1 protein-coding gene and 1 pseudogene are annotated in these 21,214 nt (G+C 73.6%); one reads left to right on the plus strand and one right to left on the minus strand.

Annotated elements, in window-relative coordinates; translation table 11 throughout:
* Positions 1–186 precede the first annotated feature (186 nt).
* Entirely contained in the window at positions 187–1,311 is a 1,125-nt protein-coding gene (locus tag IH45_RS0107590) for a tyrosine-protein phosphatase (protein WP_063762954.1), read from the plus strand.
* A 67-nt stretch (positions 1,312–1,378) separates the two neighbouring features.
* On the opposite strand, the pseudogene IH45_RS1000000149710 reads toward IH45_RS0107590, so the two are convergent.
* Positions 1,379–21,154 (minus strand): annotated as a pseudogene (locus IH45_RS1000000149710) (type I polyketide synthase).
* Positions 21,155–21,214: the final 60 nt, after the last annotated feature.

The raw sequence follows: 21,214 nt of genomic DNA on the forward strand, positions 1-21,214 counted from the left end.
GCCGTCCGCGAAGGAATGCGGGCCTGGTCCACCGGCCCCGGGCAGCCGCGCGCCCCCATCTTGATCGCGAAAAACTAAGGGAAATGTTAGAGGTACGGCCCGCGCGGGTTGCCCTGCGGCCCCGGCGCGGTCCGCCTCGCCCGCTCTAGGTGATTCCGCGCTGTTTCCGGCCGTACGGTCCCGGCTATGAACTCACCATCCACGGCGGCCGTGCTGACCGCCCGCCGCATCGCCGTGTCGTTCGTCGCCACCGTTTCGGCCGTGGGGGTCACCGCGTCCTTCGCCTCGGCCGAGCCGCTTGCCGCGCCGGGCCCCGAGGCGGGCCGGCACGCGGCGCGGCCGGCGCCGGCCGCGCGCGGGATTCCGTTCACCCACGCCACGGTGGTCCAGCAGCAGGACGGTTCTTCCACCGTGTCCTGGAAGGCTCCCGGCGCCGGTTCGGTGACCGTCTACGCCGACGGCAAGGTCGTGGCGTACGGCGGGTCAGAGGCCACCGTCACCGTACGCCGGCTGCCCGCCGCCGACCGCCGGTGGTTCCGCCTGGTGCCGGACGAGGGCGACCCGCTCACCCTCGCCGACCGCTCGCTGCACCTGGAGGGCGCCGCCAACTTCCGTGACGCGGGCGGCTACCGCACCGCGGACGGCCGGTGGGTGAAGATGGGCGTGCTGTACCGCGCCGACGCCCTGCACGCGCTCACCGACGCCGACCTGGCCAAGCTGCGACGGCTGGGCATCCGCACGGACTTCGACCTGCGCACGCCGGGCGAGCGGGCCAAGGCCCCGGACCGGGTACCGGCGGGCGCGCGCTATGTCGTCGCCAATGTCATCGGCGAGGAGAACTCCGCCGAACTGCCCCCCACGGCCGAGGCGTCCGAGCGGCTGATGGCCGAATCCTACCGGCAGTTCATCATCAGGCCCGCGGCCGCCAAGGCCTACCGTTCACTGTTCCGCACGGCCGCCGAGCCCGGCTCGTACGCGCTGGTCCATCACTGCTCCAGCGGCAAGGACCGCACGGGCTGGGCAACGGCCGTCCTTCTCACGGCCCTCGGCGTGGACCGCGATACGGTCATGCGCGACTACCTGGCCAGCAACGACTACCTCGCCGCGCGCAACGCCGCCGAACTCGCCCAGCAGCCGCCCGAGGTCGCCGCCCGGCTCAAGCCGGTCCTGGACACCAGGGTCCCGTATCTGAACGCCGCCTTCGACGAGGTCGAGGCGCGCTTCGGCACCTTCGGCGCCTATCTGCGGGAGGGGCTGGGGCTGAGCGGACAGGAACTGGAGCGGCTGCGGGCGGAGCTGCTCACCGACTGACCGGCCGGTCGGCTGCCGGAACAGAAACGCCCCCTCCCCGACACCTCGTCGGGGAGGGGGCGTTCTCTCAGTTCAGACCGAGCTCGTTGTCGAGGAGATCGAAGACCTCATCGTCGGAGGCGGACTCGAAGTCGAAGTCCTCCTCGGCCGGGGATCCGTCGCGCCCGGCCGCCGGGGCGGTGTCCCGCAGGGCGTGCCACTTCGCCCTGAGGACTTCCAGGCGGCCGGCTATCTGTTCGTGCACCTCCTCGGTGACGGCAAGTCCGCCGAAGCTCTTCTCCAGCCTTTCGAGTTCGCCCAGGAGCGCTTCCGGGCCGGAGGACGGCTCGGGTGCGATGCGGGCGTGCAGGTGGTCGACGAGTTCCGCCGGGGTCGGGTAGTCGAAGAGCAGGGTCGCCGGAAGGCGGATTCCGGTGAGGGCGCTCAGGCGGTTGCGGAGTTCGACCGCGGTGAGGGAGTCGAAGCCGATGTCCAGGAAGGCGCGGTCCTCGTCGATCTCCGTGGCTCCGCTGTGCCCGAGGACGGCCGCGACCTGGCCGCGTACGGCGTCGAGTACGACCTCGCGGCCCTCCGCCGCCGACAGGCCGGTCAGACGCTGGGCGAAGGCGGCCGTGGTGTCGCCGTCGGTCGCGGTTGCCGCCGTACGCCGGCCCGAGGTCCTGATCAGACCGCGCAGCAGCGGGGGCACCTCGCCCTGCCGGCGCAGGGCCGCGAGGTCGAGGCGGGCGGGGACGGTCGTGGGTTCGGTACTGGCGAGGGCGGCGTCGAAGAGGGCCACGCCCTCCTCGGCCGACAGGGGCGGCATGCCCGAACGGGTCATGCGCTGGACATCGGCGTCGGTGAGGGTGCCGGTCATGCCGCTGTCCTGGGACCAGGGGCCCCAGGCCAGGGACACGGCCGGGAGACCTGCCGTGCGACGGTGGTGGGCCAGCGCGTCCAGGAAGGCGTTGCCCGCCGCGTAGTTGGCCTGCCCCGCGCTGCCGAAGGTTCCGGCCACGGACGAGAAGACGACAAACGCGTTCAGGTCCAGTCCCTTGGTGGCTTCGTGCAGGTTCCAGGCCGCGTCCACCTTCGGACGCAGTACGGCCGCCAGCCGCTCCGGGGACAGGGACTCCACCACACCGTCATCCAGCACGCCTGCCGTGTGCACGACAGCGGCCGGCGCATGACGCGCAACCAGCTCGGCCACGGCAGCCGCGTCGGTCACATCGCACGCCTCGACCACCGCCTGCGCACCCGACTGCTCCAGTTCGGCCACCAACTCCTTGGCGCCATCGGCGGCCGGGCCCCGGCGGCTGACCAGCAGCAGGCTCCGTACGCCGTGCTCCGCCACCAGATGCCGGGCCACGATCCGGCCGAGACCGCCCGTACCACCGGTGATCAACACCGTGCTCCACATCCAGCAGCCCGAAACGACCCGGATGCTCCGACTGTGCCGACCGCACCAGGCCCCACACGGCAGCACCCGCGAGATCCGTACCCGACACCGCGCCCCGCGTCACGAACACCAGGCGCGAAGCGGCGAACCGGTCGTCCGCCAGCCACGACTGGACCATGTCCAGCGCCTCGGCCGCCGCGGCGTGCACGGACTCCACCGTCCCGGCGGCCCCGGTCGTCGGCGGGACGAGCACGGTGTCGTGGCCGCCTGCCTCCGCGAGGTCGTCGAGATCGGTGCGGGGCTGGAGCGCGAGTCCGTCGAGGAGGGCCGCGGTGTCCTTGCCGAGCAGGGCGAGGGAGTCCGCGGGCTCGCCCGTGCGGGGCACGCCGGTCCAGTCGACCTTGAAGAGGGCGTCGCGGTCGCCGGTCCGGAGCTGTCCGGTGGTGATCGGGCGTACGGTCAGGGACCGTACGGAGGCCACCGGGGCGCCGGCCGGGTCCGCGACGGCGATCGAGCTGCCGTCCTCGGTGGGGCGGATGCGTACCCGCACCCGGGAGGCGCCGGTGGCGTGGAGTGTCACGCCATTCCATGAGAAGGGGACGGCTCCTTCGTCCGCTCCCCCGGCGCTCACCAGTGACGCGTGCAGCGCGGCGTCGAAGAGGGCGGGGTGCAGGCCGTACGCGTCGCCGTCGGTGCCCTCGGGGAGCGCCACCTCGGCGTAGATGTCCTCGCCCGCCGCCCTGCGGGGGCCACACGGCGGCATCGAACGGCACCGCCTCGGCGGGGGCCGGGGTCAGGGCGCCATTGGCATGCAGCGTCCACGGGCCTTCCCCTTCGCGCGAATGGACCGACACCGGTCGGCGTCCGTCGTCGTCGGGTTCGCCCACCCATACCTGTACCTGGACCGCGCCACCCGAGGCAGGCAGCACCAAGGGCGCAGCGAGCGTCAGCTCCTCCACCGCACCGCAGTCCACCTCGTCGGCCGCCCGCAGCACCAGTTCGACCAGCGCCGTACCGGGGACCAGGACAGACCCCAGCACCACATGATCCGCCAGCCACGGATGCGACGACGCTGGAACGCATACGTCGGCAGATCCACCCACCGCGCACCCGAACCCGCGAAGACGGCCGACCAGTCGACCGGCTTGCCGCAGGCGTGCAGTCGCGCCAGGGCCGTGAGGAGTGCCGGTGCCTCGGGCCGGTCCTTGCGCAGGACGGGGGCCAGCACCGATTCGTCCGCCGCGGACTCCGCGGCCAGCCCGGAGAGGGCTCCGTCGGGGCCGAGCTCCAGGAAGGCCCCGACGCCCTGCGCGTGCAGCGTGCCGATTCCGTCGGCGAACCGTACGGCCTCGCGGACATGGCGGACCCAGTACCGCGCGGAGCACAGCTGTTCCGCGGTGGCGGGTTCGCCGGTGACGTTGGAGATCACGGGGATGCGTGGCGTTCCGTACGTCATGCCGTCGGCGACGGCCTGGAAGTCGGCCAGCATCGGTTCCATGAGGGGCGAGTGGAAGGCGTGCGAGACCCGCAGGCGGGTGGTCTTGCGGCCCTCGTTCTCGAAGTGCTGCGCGATGGCGAGTACGGCGTCCTCCGCGCCCGAGACCACGACCGACGACGGACCGTTGATGGCCGCGATCGACACGCCTTCCGCCAGGTGCGGAAGGACTTCGTCCTCCGTGGCACGGATCGCCACCATCGCCCCGCCGCCGGGCAGCGCCTGCATCAGCCGGCCGCGTGCCGTCACCAGCGCACAGGCGTCGCCCAGCGAGAACACTCCGGCAACGTGTGCCGCGGCGATCTCGCCGATGGAGTGCCCCAGCAGCTGGTCCGGGTGTACGCCCCACGACTCCAGCAGGCGGAACAGGGCCACCTCGATGGCGAACAGGGACGTCTGGGTGTAGGCGGTCTGGTTCAGCAGTTCCGTGTCCTCGCCCCAGACGACCTCCCGCAGGGGACGGTCCAGGTGCTCGTTCGACGCGGCGCACACCGCGTCGAACGCCTCCGCGAAGGCCGGGTAACGGCCGTACAACTCCCGCCCCATGCCCAGGCGTTGCGAGCCCTGTCCCGAGAACAGGAACGCCAGCTTGCCCGTGCGGGCCCGGTCCTGTGCGACGACGGCCGCTTCGTCGTGGCCCTCGGCCAGGGCGGACAGCGAGCGCAGCAGTTCCTCCCGGTCCGCGGCCAGGATCACCGCGCGGTGCTGGAACGCCGAGCGGCCGGTCGCGAGCGAGTAGGCGACATCCGTGACCCGCGGGCCCGGCTCGCCGTCCAGACGGGACAGCAGCCGTGCTGCCTGGGCCCGCAGGGCCGGTTCGCTCCGGCCGGACAGGAGCACCGGCACCGGTGCCTCGAAGCCGATCGTCCGGTTTTCGGCGTTGTCCGGTTCGGCGTTGTCCGATTCGGTGACGGGCGTGACCGGTTCGGGCTGCTCCAGGATCACGTGCGCGTTCGTCCCGCTGATCCCGAAGGAGGAGACACCCGCACGGCGCGGCCCGTCGCCCTGCGGCCACTCGGCCGCGGAGGTCAGCAGCTCGACGGCGCCGGCGCTCCAGTCCACGTGCGTCGAGGGCGCATCGACGTGCAGCGTCCGGGGAAGGACGCCGTGGCGCATGGCCTGCACCATCTTCACGATGCCCGCGACACCGGCGGCCGCCTGCGCATGGCCGATGTTGGACTTCACCGACCCCAGCAGCAGGGGACGGCCCTCGGGCCGCTCCTGGCCGTAGGTGGCCATCAGCGCCTGCGCCTCGATCGGGTCGCCGAGCGTCGTTCCCGTACCGTGCGCTTCCACCGCGTCGACATCCGCCGCGGACAGTCCCGCGCTGGCCAGCGCCTGCCGGATCACCCGCTGCTGCGACGGGCCGTTGGGCGCCGTCAGGCCGTTGGACGCGCCGTCCTGGTTCACGGCGGAACCGCGGACGACGGCCAGGACCTGATGCCCGTTGCGGCGCGCGTCCGACAGTCGCTCCAGCACCAGGAATCCGGCGCCTTCGGCCCAGCCGACGCCGTCGGCGGCGTCGGCGAACGCCTTGCAGCGCCCGTCCGGGGAGAGCCCGCCCTGGCGGGTGAATTCCACGAAGGTCAGCGGCGTCGACATCACCGTCACACCGCCCGCGAGCGCCAGCGAGCACTCCCCCTGGCGCAGCGACTGCGCGGCCAGGTGCAGCGCCACCAGCGACGACGAGCACGCCGTGTCCACGGTGACCGCGGGTCCTTCGAACCCGAAGGTGTACGACACCCGGCCCGAGGCGACGCTGCCCGCGCTGCCGCTGCCCTGGTAGCCCTCGAACTCGCGCCCGGAGAGCAGCGTCGAGTAGTCGTGGTACATGACGCCCGCGAAGACGCCCGTACGGCTGCCGCGCAGCGTGGCCGGGTCCATACCCGCGCGCTCCAGCGCCTCCCAGGACGTCTCCAGCAGCAGCCGCTGCTGGGCGTCGGTGGTCAGCGCCTCGCGGGGGCTCATGCCGAAGAACTCGGGGTCGAAGTCCGCCGCGTCGTGGAGGAATCCGCCGGAGCGGGTGGCGATGGCGCCCTCGCGGTCGGGGTCGTAGGTGTCGTCCACCTCCCAGCCGCGGTCGGTGGGGAAGCCGGAGACCGCGTCCGTCCCTTCGGACACCAGGTTCCACAGGTCCTCGGGCGAGGTGACGCCGCCGGGGAAGCGGCAGCTCATGCCGACGATCACGACCGGGTCGTCCGTCAGGGACGGGAGGGCGGACACCGGCAGCGGCGTCCCGGCCTCCGCGCCGAACAGCTCGTCCAGGAGGTGGTCCGCCAGGGCCCCGGCCGTCGGGTAGTCGAACACGGTCGTCGCCGGGAGCCGCAGGCCGGTGGCCTTGCCCAGCAGGTTGCGGAGTTCGATCGCGGTCAGGGAGTCGAATCCGAGGTCCTGGAAGGCCCGGTCCGGGGCGACCGTCTGCGGGCTCGCGTGGCCCAGGACGGTCGCGATCTGCGTCCGTACGACATCGAGTAGCGCCTCGCGCCGCTCCGCCGGGGTCAGCCCGTTCAGGCGCTGCGCGATGCCGGAGGCCGCGACGGCGCCGGTACGGCGGGTCCTCGTACGGATCAGGCCGCGCAGCAGCGGGAGCACCTCGCCCTGCTCGCGCAGGACCGCCAGGTCCAGGCGGACGGGGAGCGCCAAGGGCTCCGGGCCGGCGAGGGCGGCGTCGAAGAGCGCCACGCCCTCCTCGGCCGACAACGGGGGCATGCCCTGACGGGCGATGCGCTGCACGTCGGCGTCGGTGAGAGTGCCGGTCATGCCGCTGTCCTGCGCCCAGGGGCCCCAGGCCAGGGACACCGCAGGAAGACCTTCCGTACGGCGGTGGCGGGCCAGCGCGTCCAAGAAGGAGTTACCGGCCGCGTAGTTCGCCTGCCCCGCACTGCCGAAGGTTCCGGCCACGGACGAGAAGACCACGAACGCTTCCAGGTCCAGAGCCTTGGTGGCTTCGTGCAGGTTCCACGCCGCGTCCACCTTCGGACGCAGTACGGCCGCCAGCCGCTCCGGGGTCAGCGACTCCACCACGCCGTCGTCCAGCACACCTGCCGTATGCACGACGGCGGTAGGCACATGACGGGCCATCAGGTGCGTCACGGCAGCCGCGTCGGTCACGTCGCACGCCTCGACCACCGCCTCGGCACCCAGGTCCCGCAGTTCGGCCACGAGATCCTGTACGCCATCGGCGGCCGGGCCCCGGCGGCTGACCAGCAGCAGACTCCGTACGCCGTGCTCCGCCACCAGGTGCCGGGCGATGACCTGGCCCAGACCACCCGTGCCTCCAGTGATCAGCACCGTGCCGGACGGGTCCCACGCCATCGCCTGCCGCTGCGTCTGCGACCGGACCAGCCGTGCCGCCAGCACCTCTCCCTCGCGCACCAGCAGGTCGGGCTCGTCGGTCGCCAGCGCCTGCGGCAAGTCCGTCACATCGGCGTCGTCCGCCAGGTCCACCAGGCCGAAGCGGCCCGGGTTCTCCGACTGCGCCGACCGCACCAGACCGCGTACGGCGGCGCCCGCGAGATCCGCGCCGGCGACCGCCCCGCGCGTCACGAACACCAGGCGCGAGGTGGCGAACCGGTCGTCGGCCAGCCACGACCGGACCATGTCCAGCGCCCATGCGGCCGCCGCGTGGACGGCGTCCACCGTCGCGGCGGTGCCGGCGGGCGGCGCGACCAGGACGGTCCCGGGCACGGCCGTGCCGGTCAGGGACTCCAGGTCCGCGTACGTCCGCAGCGGCTCGCCCTCCGGGCCGGTGCCCGGCTCGACGCGCTCGTCCGTGAGCACGACGGGGGCCCATTCGACCGTGAAGAGGGCGTCACGGTCCGCGGTCCGCAGTTGCTCGGTCGAGAGCGGACGTATCACCAGCGAATCCACGGAGGCGACCGGCGCGCCGGAGGTGTCCGCGATCGCGACCGACATCGCGCCGGCCGCGCCGCGGATGCGGACGCGCAGGTGGGAGGCGCCGGTGGCGTGCAGCGTCACGCCGTTCCACGAGAACGGGACGGCGCCCGCCTCGCCACCGCCCAGGGCCGCCGCGTGCAGCGCGGCGTCGAAGAGGGCGGGGTGCAGGCCGTACGCGTCGCCGTCGGTGCCCTCGGGGAGCGCCACCTCGGCGTAGATGTCCTCGCCCGCCGGAGGCCATACGGCAGCGTCGAAGGAGGCCGTGGTGGTACCGGTGGTGACCGCGCCCTCGGCGTGCAGCGTCCAGGGGGCCTCGCCCTCGCGGGAATGCACCGACACCGGTCGGCGTCCGTCGTCGTCTGGCTCGCCCACCCATACCTGTACCTGGACCGCGCCGCCTGAAGCAGGCAGCACCAAGGGCGCGGCCAGGGTCAGCTCCTCCAGCAGGTCGCAGCCAACCTCGTCGGCCGCCCGCAGCACCAGTTCGACCAGCGCCGTACCGGGGACCAGGACAGACCCCAGCACCACATGATCCGCCAGCCACGGATGCGACGACCGCCAGCTCCACCGCCGCACCCAGCAACGGATGCCCCGCCGAACCCAGCCCCGCCGACCGCACATCACCCGCACGCGCCGCACCACCCGACGGCCAGAACCGCTCATGCTGGAACGCATACGTCGGCAGATCCACCCACCGCGCACCCGAACCCGCGAACTGCACCGTCCAGTCCACGTCGGCGCCCCGGACGTACAGCTGGGCCAGGGCGCCCAGCAGCGTCGTTTCCTCGGGCCGGTCCTTGCGCAGGACGGGGGCGAGTACGGCCTCGTCCGGTGCCGACTCCCGGGCCATCGCCGTCAGCACACTGTCGGGGCCGAGTTCCAGGAACCGCGTCGCCCCTGCCGCCCACAGCGCCCCGATCCCGTCCGCGAAGCGCACTGCCTCGCGGACGTGCCGGACCCAGTAGTCGGCGTGGGCGAGCTGGCCGGGTTCGGCGAGTTCACCCGTCAGGTTGGAGACGACGGGGATCGCCGGCGTGCCGAACGACAGCCGTGCCACGACCGTACGGAAGTCCTCCAGCATCGGCTCCATGAGGGGCGAGTGGAAGGCGTGCGAGACCCGCAGGCGGGTGGCTTTGCGGCCCTCGTTCTCGAAGTGCTGAGCGATGGTGAGTACGGCGTCCTCCGCGCCCGAGACCACGACCGACGACGGACCGTTGATGGCCGCGATCGACACGCCCTCCGTCAGGTACGGAAGAATCTCGTCCTCCGTCGCCCGGATCGCCACCATCGCCCCGCCGCCGGGCAGCGCCTGCATCAGCCGGCCACGTGCCGCCACCAGCGCACAGGCGTCGCCCAACGAGAACACCCCGGCGACATGCGCCGCCGCGACCTCACCGATCGAATGCCCGGCCACGAAATCCGCGTGGACGCCCCACGATTCCGCCAGCCGGTACAGCGCCACCTCGATGGCGAACAGTCCCGCCTGCGCGTACGCGGTCTGGTTCAGCAGCTCCGCGTCCTCGCCCCAGACGACCTCCCGCAGGGGACGGTCCAGGTGCTCGTCCAACGCGGCGCACACCGCGTCGAACGCCTCCGCGAAGACGGGGTAACGGCCGTACAACTCCTGCCCCATGCCCAGGCGTTGCGAGCCCTGGCCGGAGAACAGGAAGGCCGTCTTCCCCACACCGGCCGGGCCTTCCGCCAGGCCGGGGTCGGTCTCGCCCACCACGAGTGCGGACAGGGCCCGCACCAGTGCGTCGCGGTCCTGGCCCCACACCACGGCACGGTGGGAGAACTTCGTCCGTCCCGTCACCAGCGAGTGGCCGATGTCCCGGGTGGACAGCGAGTCGTGGCCGGTGACCAGGGGCAGCAGGCGTGCCGCCTGGCCGCGCAGCGCGGCCTCGTTCCTCCCGGACAGCACCCACGCCAGCGCGCCGGGCTCGGTCAACGGGATGTCCGTTCCGGCGTCGGCCGGGACCAGCTCGGGCTGTTCCAGGATGACGTGCGCGTTGGTGCCGCTGATGCCGAAGGAGGAGACACCCGCACGGCGCGGCCCGTCGCCCTGCGGCCACTCGGCCGCGGAGGTCAGCAGCTCAACGGCGCCCGCGCCCCAGTCCACATGGGTCGAGGGCGCATCGACGTGCAGCGTCTGCGGGAGTACGCCGTGGTGCATGGCCTGCACCATCTTGATCACGCCCGCGACGCCCGCGGCCGCCTGCGAGTGGCCGATGTTGGACTTCACCGAGCCCAGCAGCAGGGGGCGGTCCTCGGGCCGCTCCTGGCCGTACGTGGCCAGCAGCGCCTGGGCCTCGATCGGGTCGCCCAGGGCCGTCCCCGTACCGTGGCCCTCGACCACGTCCACATCCGCCGCGGACAGTCCCGCGCTCGCCAGCGCCTGCCGGATGACCCGCTGCTGCGACGGGCCGTTGGGCGCCGTCAGGCCGTTGGACGCGCCGTCCTGGTTCACCGCGGAACCCCGTACCACCGCGAGCACCCGGTGGCCGTTGCGGCGCGCGTCCGACAGTCGCTCCAGCACCAGCATGCCGACACCCTCGCCCCAGCCGACACCGTCGGCCGCCTCGGCGAACGCCTTGCAGCGGCCGTCCGCCGACAGGCCCCGCTGCCGCGAGAAGTCCACGAACGTCGTGGGCGTCGACATCACCGTCACACCGCCCGCCATGGCCAGCGAGCACTCACCGGAGCGCAGCGCCTGTGCGGCCAGGTGCAGGGCGACCAGCGACGACGAGCACGCCGTGTCGACCGTGACCGCGGGGCCTTCGAAGCCGAACGTGTACGACACGCGGCCGGAGGCGATGCTGGCCGCGCTGCCGTTGCCCCGGTAGCCCTCGTACTGGTCGCCGACCATGATCTCGCTGTAGTCGGTGTACATCACGCCCGCGAAGACGCCCGTACGGCTGCCCCGGAGCGTGGCCGGGTCCATACCCGCGCGCTCCAGCGCCTCCCAGGTCGTCTCCAGCAGCAGCCGCTGCTGCGCGTCCGTCGCCAGGGCTTCCCGGGGGCTCATCCCGAAGAACTCGGGGTCGAAGTCCCCTGCCTCGTGCAGGAATCCACCGGAGCGGGTGTAGGAGGTGCCGAGCGTTTCGGGGTCGGGGTTGTAGAGCGCGTCCACGTCCCAGCCGCGGTCGGCCGGGAAGTCCGATACGGCGTCCACGCCGTCCGACACCAGCCGCCACAGGTCCTCGGGCGAGGTGACCCCGCCCGGGTAACGGCAGCTCATCCCGACGATCACCACCGGATCGTCGGCCGCGGCCGTCGGCAGCTGCGCCGGCACCGCCTCGTCGGCCGCCGTCCGCGCGCTGAACAGCTCGTCCAGCAGGAAGTCGACGAGCGTACCGGCCGTGGGGTAGTCGAAGACGGTGGTCGCCGAGAGGCGCATGCCCGTCGCCTTGTTGAGCCGGTTGCGCAGCTCGACGCCGGTCAGCGAGTCGAAGCCGAGCTCCTGGAAGGCGCGGTCGGGGTCGACCGTGTCCGGGCTCGCGTGGCCCAGGACCGTCGCCACCTGCGTCCGTACGACATCCAGCAGTGCCTCGCGCCGCTCCGCCGGGGACAGCCCGGACAGGCGCTCCACCAGCCCGGCGACCGCGGCCGATCCGGCGACCGCCGAACGCCGCGCGCGGGTCCTGATCAGGCTGCGCAGCAGCGGGGACACCTCGCCCTGCTCGCGCAGGGTCGCCAGGTCGAGCCGGACGGGGAGCGCCATGGGCTCGGGCCCGCCGACGGCTGCGTCGAAGAGGGCCATGCCCTCTTCGGCCGACAACGGGGGCATGCCCTGACGGGCGATGCGCTGCACGTCGGCGTCGGTGAGGGTGCCGGTCATGCCGCTGTCCTGCGCCCAGGGGCCCCAGGCGAGCGACGTGGCCGGAAGGCCCTGTGTCCGGCGGTGGTGGGCCAGCGCGTCCAGGAAGGCGTTGCCCGCCGCGTAGTTCGCCTGCCCCGCACTGCCGATCGTCCCGGCAACGGAGGAGAAGACCACGAATGCTTGCAGGTCCAGGTCCTTGGTGGCCTCGTGCAGGTTCCAGGCCGCGTCCACCTTCGGGCGCAGTACGGCCGCCAGCCGCTCCGGGGACAGGGACTCCACCACACCGTCGTCCAGCACGCCTGCCGTGTGTACGACGGCGGTGGGCGTGTGACGGGCGATCAGGTCGGTCACGGCTGCCGCGTCGGTCACGTCGCATGCCTCGACCACCGCCTCGGCGCCGCTCTCCCGCAGTTCGGCTACGAGATCCTGTACGCCATCGGCGGCCGGGCCGCTCCGGCTGACCAGCAGCAGGCTCCGTACGCCGTGCTCCGCCACCAGATGCCGGGCCACGATCCGGCCGAGACCGCCCGTACCACCGGTGATCAACACCGTGCTGCGGCTCGTCCGACAGCAACGCCGACGTCGCCGGCACCACATCGGCGTCGTCCTCCACGTCCAGCAGCCCGAAGCGCCCCGGATGCTCCGACTGCGCCGACCGCACCAGACCCCACACCGCAGCACCCGCGAGATCCGCACCCGACACCGCACCCCGCGTCACAAACACCAGGCGCGAAGCGGCGAACCGGTCGTCCGCCAGCCACGACCGGACCATGCCCAGCGCCTCGGCCGCCGCGGCGTGCACCGACTCCACCGTCCCGGCGGCGCCGATCGTCGACGCGAACAGCACCGCGCCCGGCACGGTTCCGCCCGCGGCCAGGGCCTCCAGGTCCGCGTACTGCTCGAACGACGGGTCCGCGAGGGAGCCGACCACCGCGATGGTCTCCCCAGCCGGATCGGCGGAAAGCCGTACGGGATTCCACCGGAGCCGGAACAGGGCGTCGCGGCCGACCGTGTTCGTACCGCTTTCCCACTGGTCCGCGGAGACCGCCCGTACGGCGAGAGCGCCGATGGTGGCGACGGGCCCGCCCGTGGTGTCGGCGACGTCCACGGACACCGTGTCGCCGCCGTGCCGGGTGATCCGCACCCGTACCGCCGCGGCGCCGGAGGCGTGGAGCGAGACGCCTTCCCAGGAGAAGGGCACGACCTGCCCGTGGGTTCCCTCGACGTTGACGATGTGCAGGGCCGCGTCGAGCAGCGCCGGGTGCAGGCCGTAGTCGGGCGCGTCGCCCTCGGCCTCGTCGGGCAGGGCGACCTCGGCGAAGACCTCGTCGCCCCGGCGCCATGCGGCGCGCAGGCCCTGGAAGTGCGGGCCGTAGTCGAATCCGCGGTCCGCCAGGCCCGGGTAGAGGCCGGTCAGGTCGACGGGCTCGGCGTCGGCGGGCGGCCAGGCAGCGGCGAAGTCGATGTCGGTCGCGGCCGGCTGCGGGCCGGTGGCGAGTGTGCCGGTGGCGTGCTGCACCCACGGATGAGCGCCGTCGCCCTCCATCCTGGAGCGCGCGCCGAATGTGCGGCGGCCCGTCTCGTCGGCGGGCCCCACGCGCAGTTGGAGGTGCACTCCGCCGTGCTCGGGCAGGACGAGCGGGGCGGCCAGGGTCAGTTCGTCCACGCGGTCGCAGCCCGCCTCGTCGGCGGCGCGGATCGCGAGTTCGACGAAGGCCGTGCCCGGCAGCAGCACCGAGCCCATGACGGCGTGTCCGGCCAGCCAGGGGTGGGTGGCGAGTGACAGGCGTGTGGTGAACAGCAGGCCGTCGCCGTCGGGCAGTTCCAGGGCGGCGCTGAGCAGGGGGTGTCCGGTGGCTTCGAGGCCGGCGGCGCCGAGGTCTCCGGTCCGGGCGAGGTCGGGGGTCGGCCAGAACCGCTGGTGCTGGAAGGCATACGTCGGCAGGTCGACGGCGTGCGCGTCCCGGCCGGCGAGGTACGCGGGCCAGTCGATCGCGGTGCCGTGTACGTGCAGTTCCGTCAGGGCCGCGAGGAGCGTCGTCTCCTCGGGGCGGTCCTTGCGCAGTACGGGGACGAGCACGGTCTCCTCGGGAGCGTTCCCGTCGGCGGCGCCGTCCGGCAGCGACTCGCGTGCCATCGCCGAGAGCGTGCCGTCGGGCCCCAGCTCCAGGAAGCGCGTCACGCCCTGCGCGCGCAGGGCGCGGACGCCGTCGGCGAACCGTACCGCCGAGCGGACGTGGGTCACCCAGTACTCGGCGGTGCGCAGCTGGTCGGGGGTGGCGGGTTCGCCGGTGACGTTCGAGACGACGGTCAGCGACGGCTCGCCGTAGGACAGTCCCTCGGCGACGGCGCGGAAGTCCTCCAGCATGGGGTCCATCAGGGGCGAGTGGAAGGCGTGCGAGACCCGCAGCCTGCTGGTCTTGCGGCCATCCGCCGTGAAATGCGCCGCTATCGCGAGGACAGCGTCCTCCGCGCCCGAGATCACGACCGACGACGGACCGTTGATGGCCGCGATCGACACACCGTCCGTCAGGTGCGGAAGGATCTCGTCCTCCGTCGCGCGGATCGCCACCATGGCCCCGCCGCCGGGCAGCGCCTGCATCAGCCGGCCGCGTGCCGCCACCAGCGCACAGGCGTCGTCCAGCGAGAACACCCCGGCGACATGTGCCGCGGCGATCTCGCCGACGGAGTGCCCGGCCACGTACTGCGGCCGTACGCCCCAGGACTCCACGAGCCGGAAGAGGGCCACCTCGATGGCGAACAGCCCGGCCTGTGCGTACGCGGTCTGGTTCAGCAGCTCCGCGTCCTCGCCCCAGACGACCTCCCGCAGGGGGCGGTCCAGATGCTCGTCCAACGCGGCGCACACCGCGTCGAACGCCTCCGTGAAAACGGGGTAACGTCCGCACAACCCCCGCCCCATACCCAAGCGTTGGGATCCCTGGCCGGAGAAGAGGACGGCGTCCGGGCCTGGCCGGGCGGTGCCGGTGGCCGTGGCGGGGTCGGGCTCGCCCTCGGCCAGTGCGGTCAGGGCGCGCAGCGCGGTGCCGTGGTCGTCGGCGCGGACGGCCGCGCGGTGGGTGAAGGCCGTACGGCGCGTCATCAGCGTGTACGCGGTGTCCGCGAGCCCGGGCGCGGAAGCGCGGTCGAGGTGGGCGCGCAGTCGGGCCGCCTGGGCACGCAGGGCGCTCTCGCTCTTGGCGGAGAGCAGCAGCGGTACCGGCCCGTCGGGGGCGGTGGCGGCGGGCGTCGCGGGTTCCGTGACCGGGTCCGGTTCGGGCAGCTCCAGGACCACGTGCGCGTTGGTGCCGCTGATGCCGAACGCGGAGACGGCGCTGCGCCGGGGGTGGCCGGTCGCGGGCCAGTCGGTGTTCTCGGTGAGCAGTTCGACGGCGCCCGCGGTCCAGTCGACGTGGCCGGTGGGCTCGTCGAGGTGGAGGGTGCGCGGCAGTACGCCGTGCCGCATCGCCAGGACCATCTTCATCACGCCCGCCGCACCGGCGGCGGCCTGGGTGTGGCCGAGGTTGGACTTCACCGCGCCCAGCAGCAGCGGCTGCCCGTCCGGCCGTCCCTGGCCGTAGGTGGCGAGCAGCGCCTGGGCCTCGATCGGGTCGCCGAGGGTGGTGCCGGTGCCGTGCGCCTCCACGGCGTCGACCTCGGAGGCGTCCAGCCGGGCGTTGGCCAGGGCCTGGCGGATCACCCGCTGCTGGGACGGGCCGCTGGGGGCGCTCAGGCCGTTGGACGCGCCGTCCTGGTTGACGGCGGAGCCGCGTACGACGGCGAGGACCTGGTGGCCGTTGCGGCGGGCGTCGCTGAGCCGTTCCACCAGCAGCAGGCCGACGCCCTCACTCCAGCCGGTGCCGTCGGCGGCGGCCGCGAACGGCTTGCAGCGGCCGTCGGGGGACAGTCCGCGCTGCCGGGCGAACTCCACGAAGGAGGACGGCGTGGACATCACCGTCACGCCGCCGGCGACCGCCAGGGTGCACTCGCCCTGGCGCAGCGCCTGCGCGGCCATGTGCAGGGCCACCAGCGCGGAGGAGCACGCCGTGTCCACCGTGACGGCCGGTCCTTCGAAGCCGAAGGTGTAGGAGACGCGGCCGGAGACGACGCTCATCGCGTTGCCGGTGATCCGGTGGCCGCCGGAGTCGTCCTGTGCCGCGTCCAGGACCGTGCCGTAGTCCTGGGTGTTGGTGCCCGCGAAGACACCGGTGCTGCTGCCGCGCAGCGTCTCCGGGTCGATGCCGGCCTGTTCGAGGACTTCCCAGGTGGTCTCCAGGAGCAGCCGCTGCTGCGGGTCCATGGTGAGGGCCTCGCGCGGCGAGATGCCGAAGAAGTCCGCGTCGAAGCCGGCCACGCCGTCCAGGAAGCCGCCGTCGCGGGTGTAGCTGGTGCCCTGGTGGTCGGGGTCGGGGTGGTAGATCCGGTCCAGGTCCCAGCCGCGGTCGGCGGGCATCCGGGTGATGGCGTCGCCGCCCTCGGCGAGCAGGCGCCACAGGGCCTCGGGCGAGTCCACGCCGCCGGGGAAGCGGCAGGCCATGCCGACGATCGCCACGGGTTCGTCGAGGGCGGCGGCCGACGCCCGTACGGCCGTGGCGGGGCCCGCGGCGCCCAGGACCTCGGAGCGCAGGTACGCGGCGACCGCGACGGTCGAGGGGTGGTCGTACAGCAGGGTGGCGGGCAGCCGCAGGCCGGTGGCGGCGGAGAGCCGGTTGCGCAGGTCGACCGACATCAGCGAGTCGAAGCCCTGCTCGCGGAAGGCGCGCTGGGCGTCGACGGTGTCCGGTGTGGGGTGTCCGAGGACCTTCGCGGCCTCTTCCCTGACCATGGCCGCGAGCGCCTGTTCCTGCTCGGCGGGCGGCAGGGAGCCGATCCGGTCGCGCAGCGGGGAGCGTTCGCGGCGCGGGCCGTCCGCGGGGCCGAGCGCGCGGCGGGCCTCGGGCAGGTCGCCGATGAGGGGGCTGGGGCGGACGGCGGTCAGGGCCGGGGCGTACGCGCTCCAGTCGATGTCCGCCACGGTCACGTGCGTCATGTCCTGGGCGAGGGCCTGGCGCAGGGCGGCGAGCGCGGGGGCCGCGGCCATGGGCAGCAGTCCGTCGCGGCTCAGCCGGTCGGCCGCGTCGCTGTCCGTGGCCATGCCCTCGCCCGCCCAGGGGCCCCAGGACACGGAGGTGGCCGTCAGGCCTTGGCGGCGGCGGTGTGCGGCGAGGGCGTCCAGGTGGGCGTTGGCGGCGGCGTAGCCGGCCTGTCCGGCGTTGCCCAGGACGCCGACGATCGAGGAGAACAGCACGAAAAGGTCCAGGTCCAGGCCCTGGGTGAGGTCGTGCAGGTTGTGGGCGGCGGTGGCCTTGGGGCGCAGCACGGTCTCGAAGCGCTCGGGGGTGAGCGCGGCCAGTACGCCGTCGTCCAGGACGCCCGCGGCGTGGACGACGCCGGTCAGCGGCAGCTCCGGCGGGATGTCCGCGAGGACGGCCGCCAGCGCTTCGCGGTCGGCGGCGTCGCAGGCGGCGAGGGTGACCTTGACGCCCCGGTCGGTGAGCGCGGCGGCGAGTTCCTGGGCGCCGGGTGCCTGCGGGCCGCGGCGGCCGGTGAGCACGAGGTGTTCGGCTCCGGCGTCGGCCAGCCAGTGGGCGAGGTGGCCGCCGAGGGCGCCGGTGCCGCCGGTGACCAGGACGGTGCCGTGGATGCTCCACCGGGCGCCGGCGTCGCCGCCGGGGGTGATCCGCTCCAGGCGGCGGGCGAAGGTCCCGGCCGGGCGGATCGCGACCTGGTCCTCTTCCGAGGCGAGGGTGTGCAGCAGCGCGGAGACGGCGCGCCGGTCCACATTCTCGGGGAGGTCGACGAGGCCGCCCCAGCTCTGCGGTGCCTCCAGTGCGGCCACCCGGCCCAGGCCCCAGGTCTGTGCCTGTACGGGGCTGTCGAGCGCGTCGTGCCGGTCGACGGCGACGGCGCCACGGGTGACGCACCACAGCGGCGCCTGGACGCCCGCGCTTTCCAGGGCGTGCAGCAGAGCGGTAGTGGCGGCCAGGCCGCGGGGCACGGAGGGCAGGTCCGGGTGGGGCCGCTCGTCCAGGGCCAGGAGGGAGAGGACGCCGTCGACCGGGGTGTCGGGCCAGGCGAAGGGGTCGTCGGGTGCGTGGTCGGCGGGCAGTTCGCGTACGTCGGTGTGCAGGCCCTGGTCGTGCAGTGCGTCCAGGAGGCGGGCGGTCCACGGGTCGTCGGTGCCGCCTTCGGGCAGGACGACGAGCCAGTGGCCGGTGGCTGCGGGACCGCCCGAGGCGGTGCGCGGTGTCCAGTGGACGCGGTAGCTGAAGCGGTCCGCGGCGGCCTGCGTCCTGCGCTGCCGGTGCCAGGAGGAGAGGGTGGGCAGGAGATTGCCGAGGGAGTCCGCCTCGCTGCCGTCGATGGCCAGGACCGCCGACAGTTCCTGGAGGTCCCCGCGTTCAACGGCGTCCCAGAATCCGGCCTCGCCCGCTTCGGCGGCGGCCGTCCGCTCCTCGTCGCGGCCGGCCGGGTCCAGCCAGTACCACTGGCGCTGGAAGGCGTACGTGGGCAGTTCGACGTGGGAGGTGCCCGGCGCGCCCAGGCGGGCGGACCAGTCGACGTGGTGGCCGTGCGCGAAGGCGGTGGCGACGGCCTCGGTGAGGGCGGCTGCTTCGGGGCGTCCGGTGCGCAGCAGCGGGACGAGCACGGGCGCTTCGAGGGTGGTCAGGCTGTCCTGGACCATGGGCGTGAGGACGCCGCCGGGGCCGATCTCCACGTACGTGGTGACGCCTTCGGCTTCGAGGGTGCGTACGGCGGCGCAGAAGCGCACTCCTTCGCGGACCTGCCGTACCCAGTAGTCGGGCGAGCGCAGGTCCTCCTCGGCGGCGAGCGCGCCGGTCACCGTGGACACCACGGGGATACGGGGTGCGTGGAAGGCCAGGCCGCGCGCGACGCGCCGGAAGTCCTCCAGCATGCCGTCCATGTGCGGGGAGTGGAAGGCGTGGCTGACCCGCAGCCGCTTGGTGCGGCGGCCCTGTGCCGCCCAGTGCTCCGCGATCTCGGTCACGGCCTGTTCATCGCCCGAAATCACGGAGGAATCAGGCCCGTTGGCGGCTGCCAGGGCGACGTCCTCGCGGCCCGCGAGCTGATCGCGTATCTCCTCCTCGGTCGCCTGGACCGCCACCATCGCGCCGCCTTCGGGCAGCGCCTGCATGAGGGTGCCGCGCGCGGCGACCAGCCGTGCGGCGTCCTGGAGGGTCAGTACGCCGCTGACGTGGGCGGCGGTCAGCTCGCCGATGGAATGCCCGGCGACGAACCGGGGCGCCATGCCCCAGGACTCGGCCAGCCGGAACAGGGCGGTTTCCAGGGCGAAGAGGGCGGCCTGGGTGTAGGCGGTGCGGTCGAGCAGGGCGGCCTCGGCGCTGCCTTCCCCGGCGAAGACGATGTCGCGCAGCGGCCGGTCCAGGTGGGGGTCGAGTTCCGCGCACACCGCGTCGAAGGCCGTGGCGAATTCGGGGTGGGCCGCGTACAGCTCGCGTCCCATGCCGGCGCGCTGCGAGCCCTGTCCGGCGAAGAGGAAGGCCGTGGGGGCGGTGGTGGCGACGCCGCTGACCAGGCCGGTTGCGGTGCGGCCCGCGGCCAGCGCGCCCAGGCCGCCGAGCAGCGCCTCCCGGTCGTCCGCGACGACGACCGCGCGGTGCTCCATGAGCGTACGGCTGTCCGCGAGGGCGTGCGCGACCGCAGCCGGTTCGAGGTCGGCCCGGTCCCGTACGTGGCGGCCGAGGCGTTCGGCCTGGGCGCGCAGGGCCTCTTCGGTGCGGGCGGACAGGATCCAGGGCAACGCGCCCGGCAGGGCGGCCGGTTCGGGGGACGCTTCGGTCTCCTGCGCGGGCGCCTGTTCCAGGATGACGTGGGCGTTGGTGCCGCTGATGCCGAAGGAGGAGACGGCGGCGCGGCGGGGCCGGTCGGCGCCCGGCCAGGGCTCGGGCTCCGCGAGGAGCCGGGCGTTGCCCTCGCTCCAGTCGACGTGCCCGGTGGGCTCGTCCAGGTGCAGGGTCTTGGGCAGCTGCCCGTGCCGCATCGCCAGGACCATCTTCATCACGCCCGCGATGCCGGCGGCGGCCTGGGTGTGCCCGATGTTGGACTTCATGGCGCCGATCAGCACGGGCCGGTCGGCGGGGCGCTGCTGTCCGTACGTGGCCAGCAGGGCGTGTGCCTCGACGGGGTCGCCGAGCGTCGTGCCGGTGCCGTGCGCCTCCACGGCGTCGATGTCCGCGGCGGTCAGCCCGGCGCCGGTCAGCGCCTGGCGGATGACGCGCTGCTGGGAGGGGCCGTTGGGGGCGGTCAGGCCGTTGGACGCGCCGTCCTGGTTGACGGCCGAGCCCTTCAGTACGGCGAGTACGGGATGCCCGTGGCGTACGGCGTCGGAGAGCCGCTCGACGAGCAGCATCCCGACGCCCTCGCTCCAGCCGGTGCCGTCGGCGGCGGCAGCGAACGGCTTGCAGCGGCCGTCGGGGGCCAGGCCGCGCTGGCGGGAGAACTCCACGAAGATCTTCGGCGTGGACATCACGGTCGCGCCGCCCACCAGGGCCATCGAGCACTCGCCGCGCCGCAGCGCGTGCGCGGCCAGGTGCAGGGCGACCAGCGAGGAGGAGCAGGCCGTGTCCACGGTCAGCGCGGGGCCCTCCAGGCCCAGCACGTAGGAGATCCGGCCGGAGGCGATGCTGATGTGGTTGCCGGTCAGCAGGTGTCCGCCGACCTCGTCGGCGCGCCGGCCGCCCTCGGTGTCGTACTCGCCGTGGCCGGTGCCGACGAACACGCCGGTGCGGCTGCCCGCGAGGGATTCCGGGTCGAGGCCGGCGCGTTCGACGGCTTCCCACGCGGTCTCCAGCAGCAGCCGCTGCTGAGGATCCATGGCCAGCGCCTCCCGCGGGGAGATCCCGAAGAAGCCGGGGTCGAACTCCCCTGCCTCGTGCAGGAACCCGCCCTCGCGGGCGTAGGTGGTGCCCTGGTGGGACGGCTCGGGGTGGTAGAGCGTGTCCAGGTCCCAGCCGCGGTTGCGGGGGAAGGAGGAGATCGCGTCGACGCCGTCCCGCAGCAGGTCCCAGAGGTCTTCCGGGGAACGGACGCCGCCGGGGAAGCGGCAGGCCATCGAGACGATCGCGATGGGCTCGCGCTGCTTCGCCTCGGTCTCGTCCAACTGCTGACGGGTCTCGTGGAGGTCCGCGATCGCGCGCTTGAGGTACTCGCGCAGCTTCTCCTCGTTCGACATCAGGACGCCAATCTTTCGGTGGGATGCCGGCCCGGGGACCCGACACGCACGTTTGACCGTTGC

Source organism: Streptomyces rimosus subsp. rimosus (genome assembly GCF_000720725.1).
Lineage (GTDB): Bacteria > Actinomycetota > Actinomycetes > Streptomycetales > Streptomycetaceae > Streptomyces > Streptomyces rimosus_A.

Bases quoted from the DNA above. Each gene is read 5' to 3' on its own strand.
- IH45_RS0107590 (WP_063762954.1), top strand. From the start codon at position 187: ATGAACTCACCATCCACGGCGGCCGTGCTGACCGCCCGCCGCATCGCC.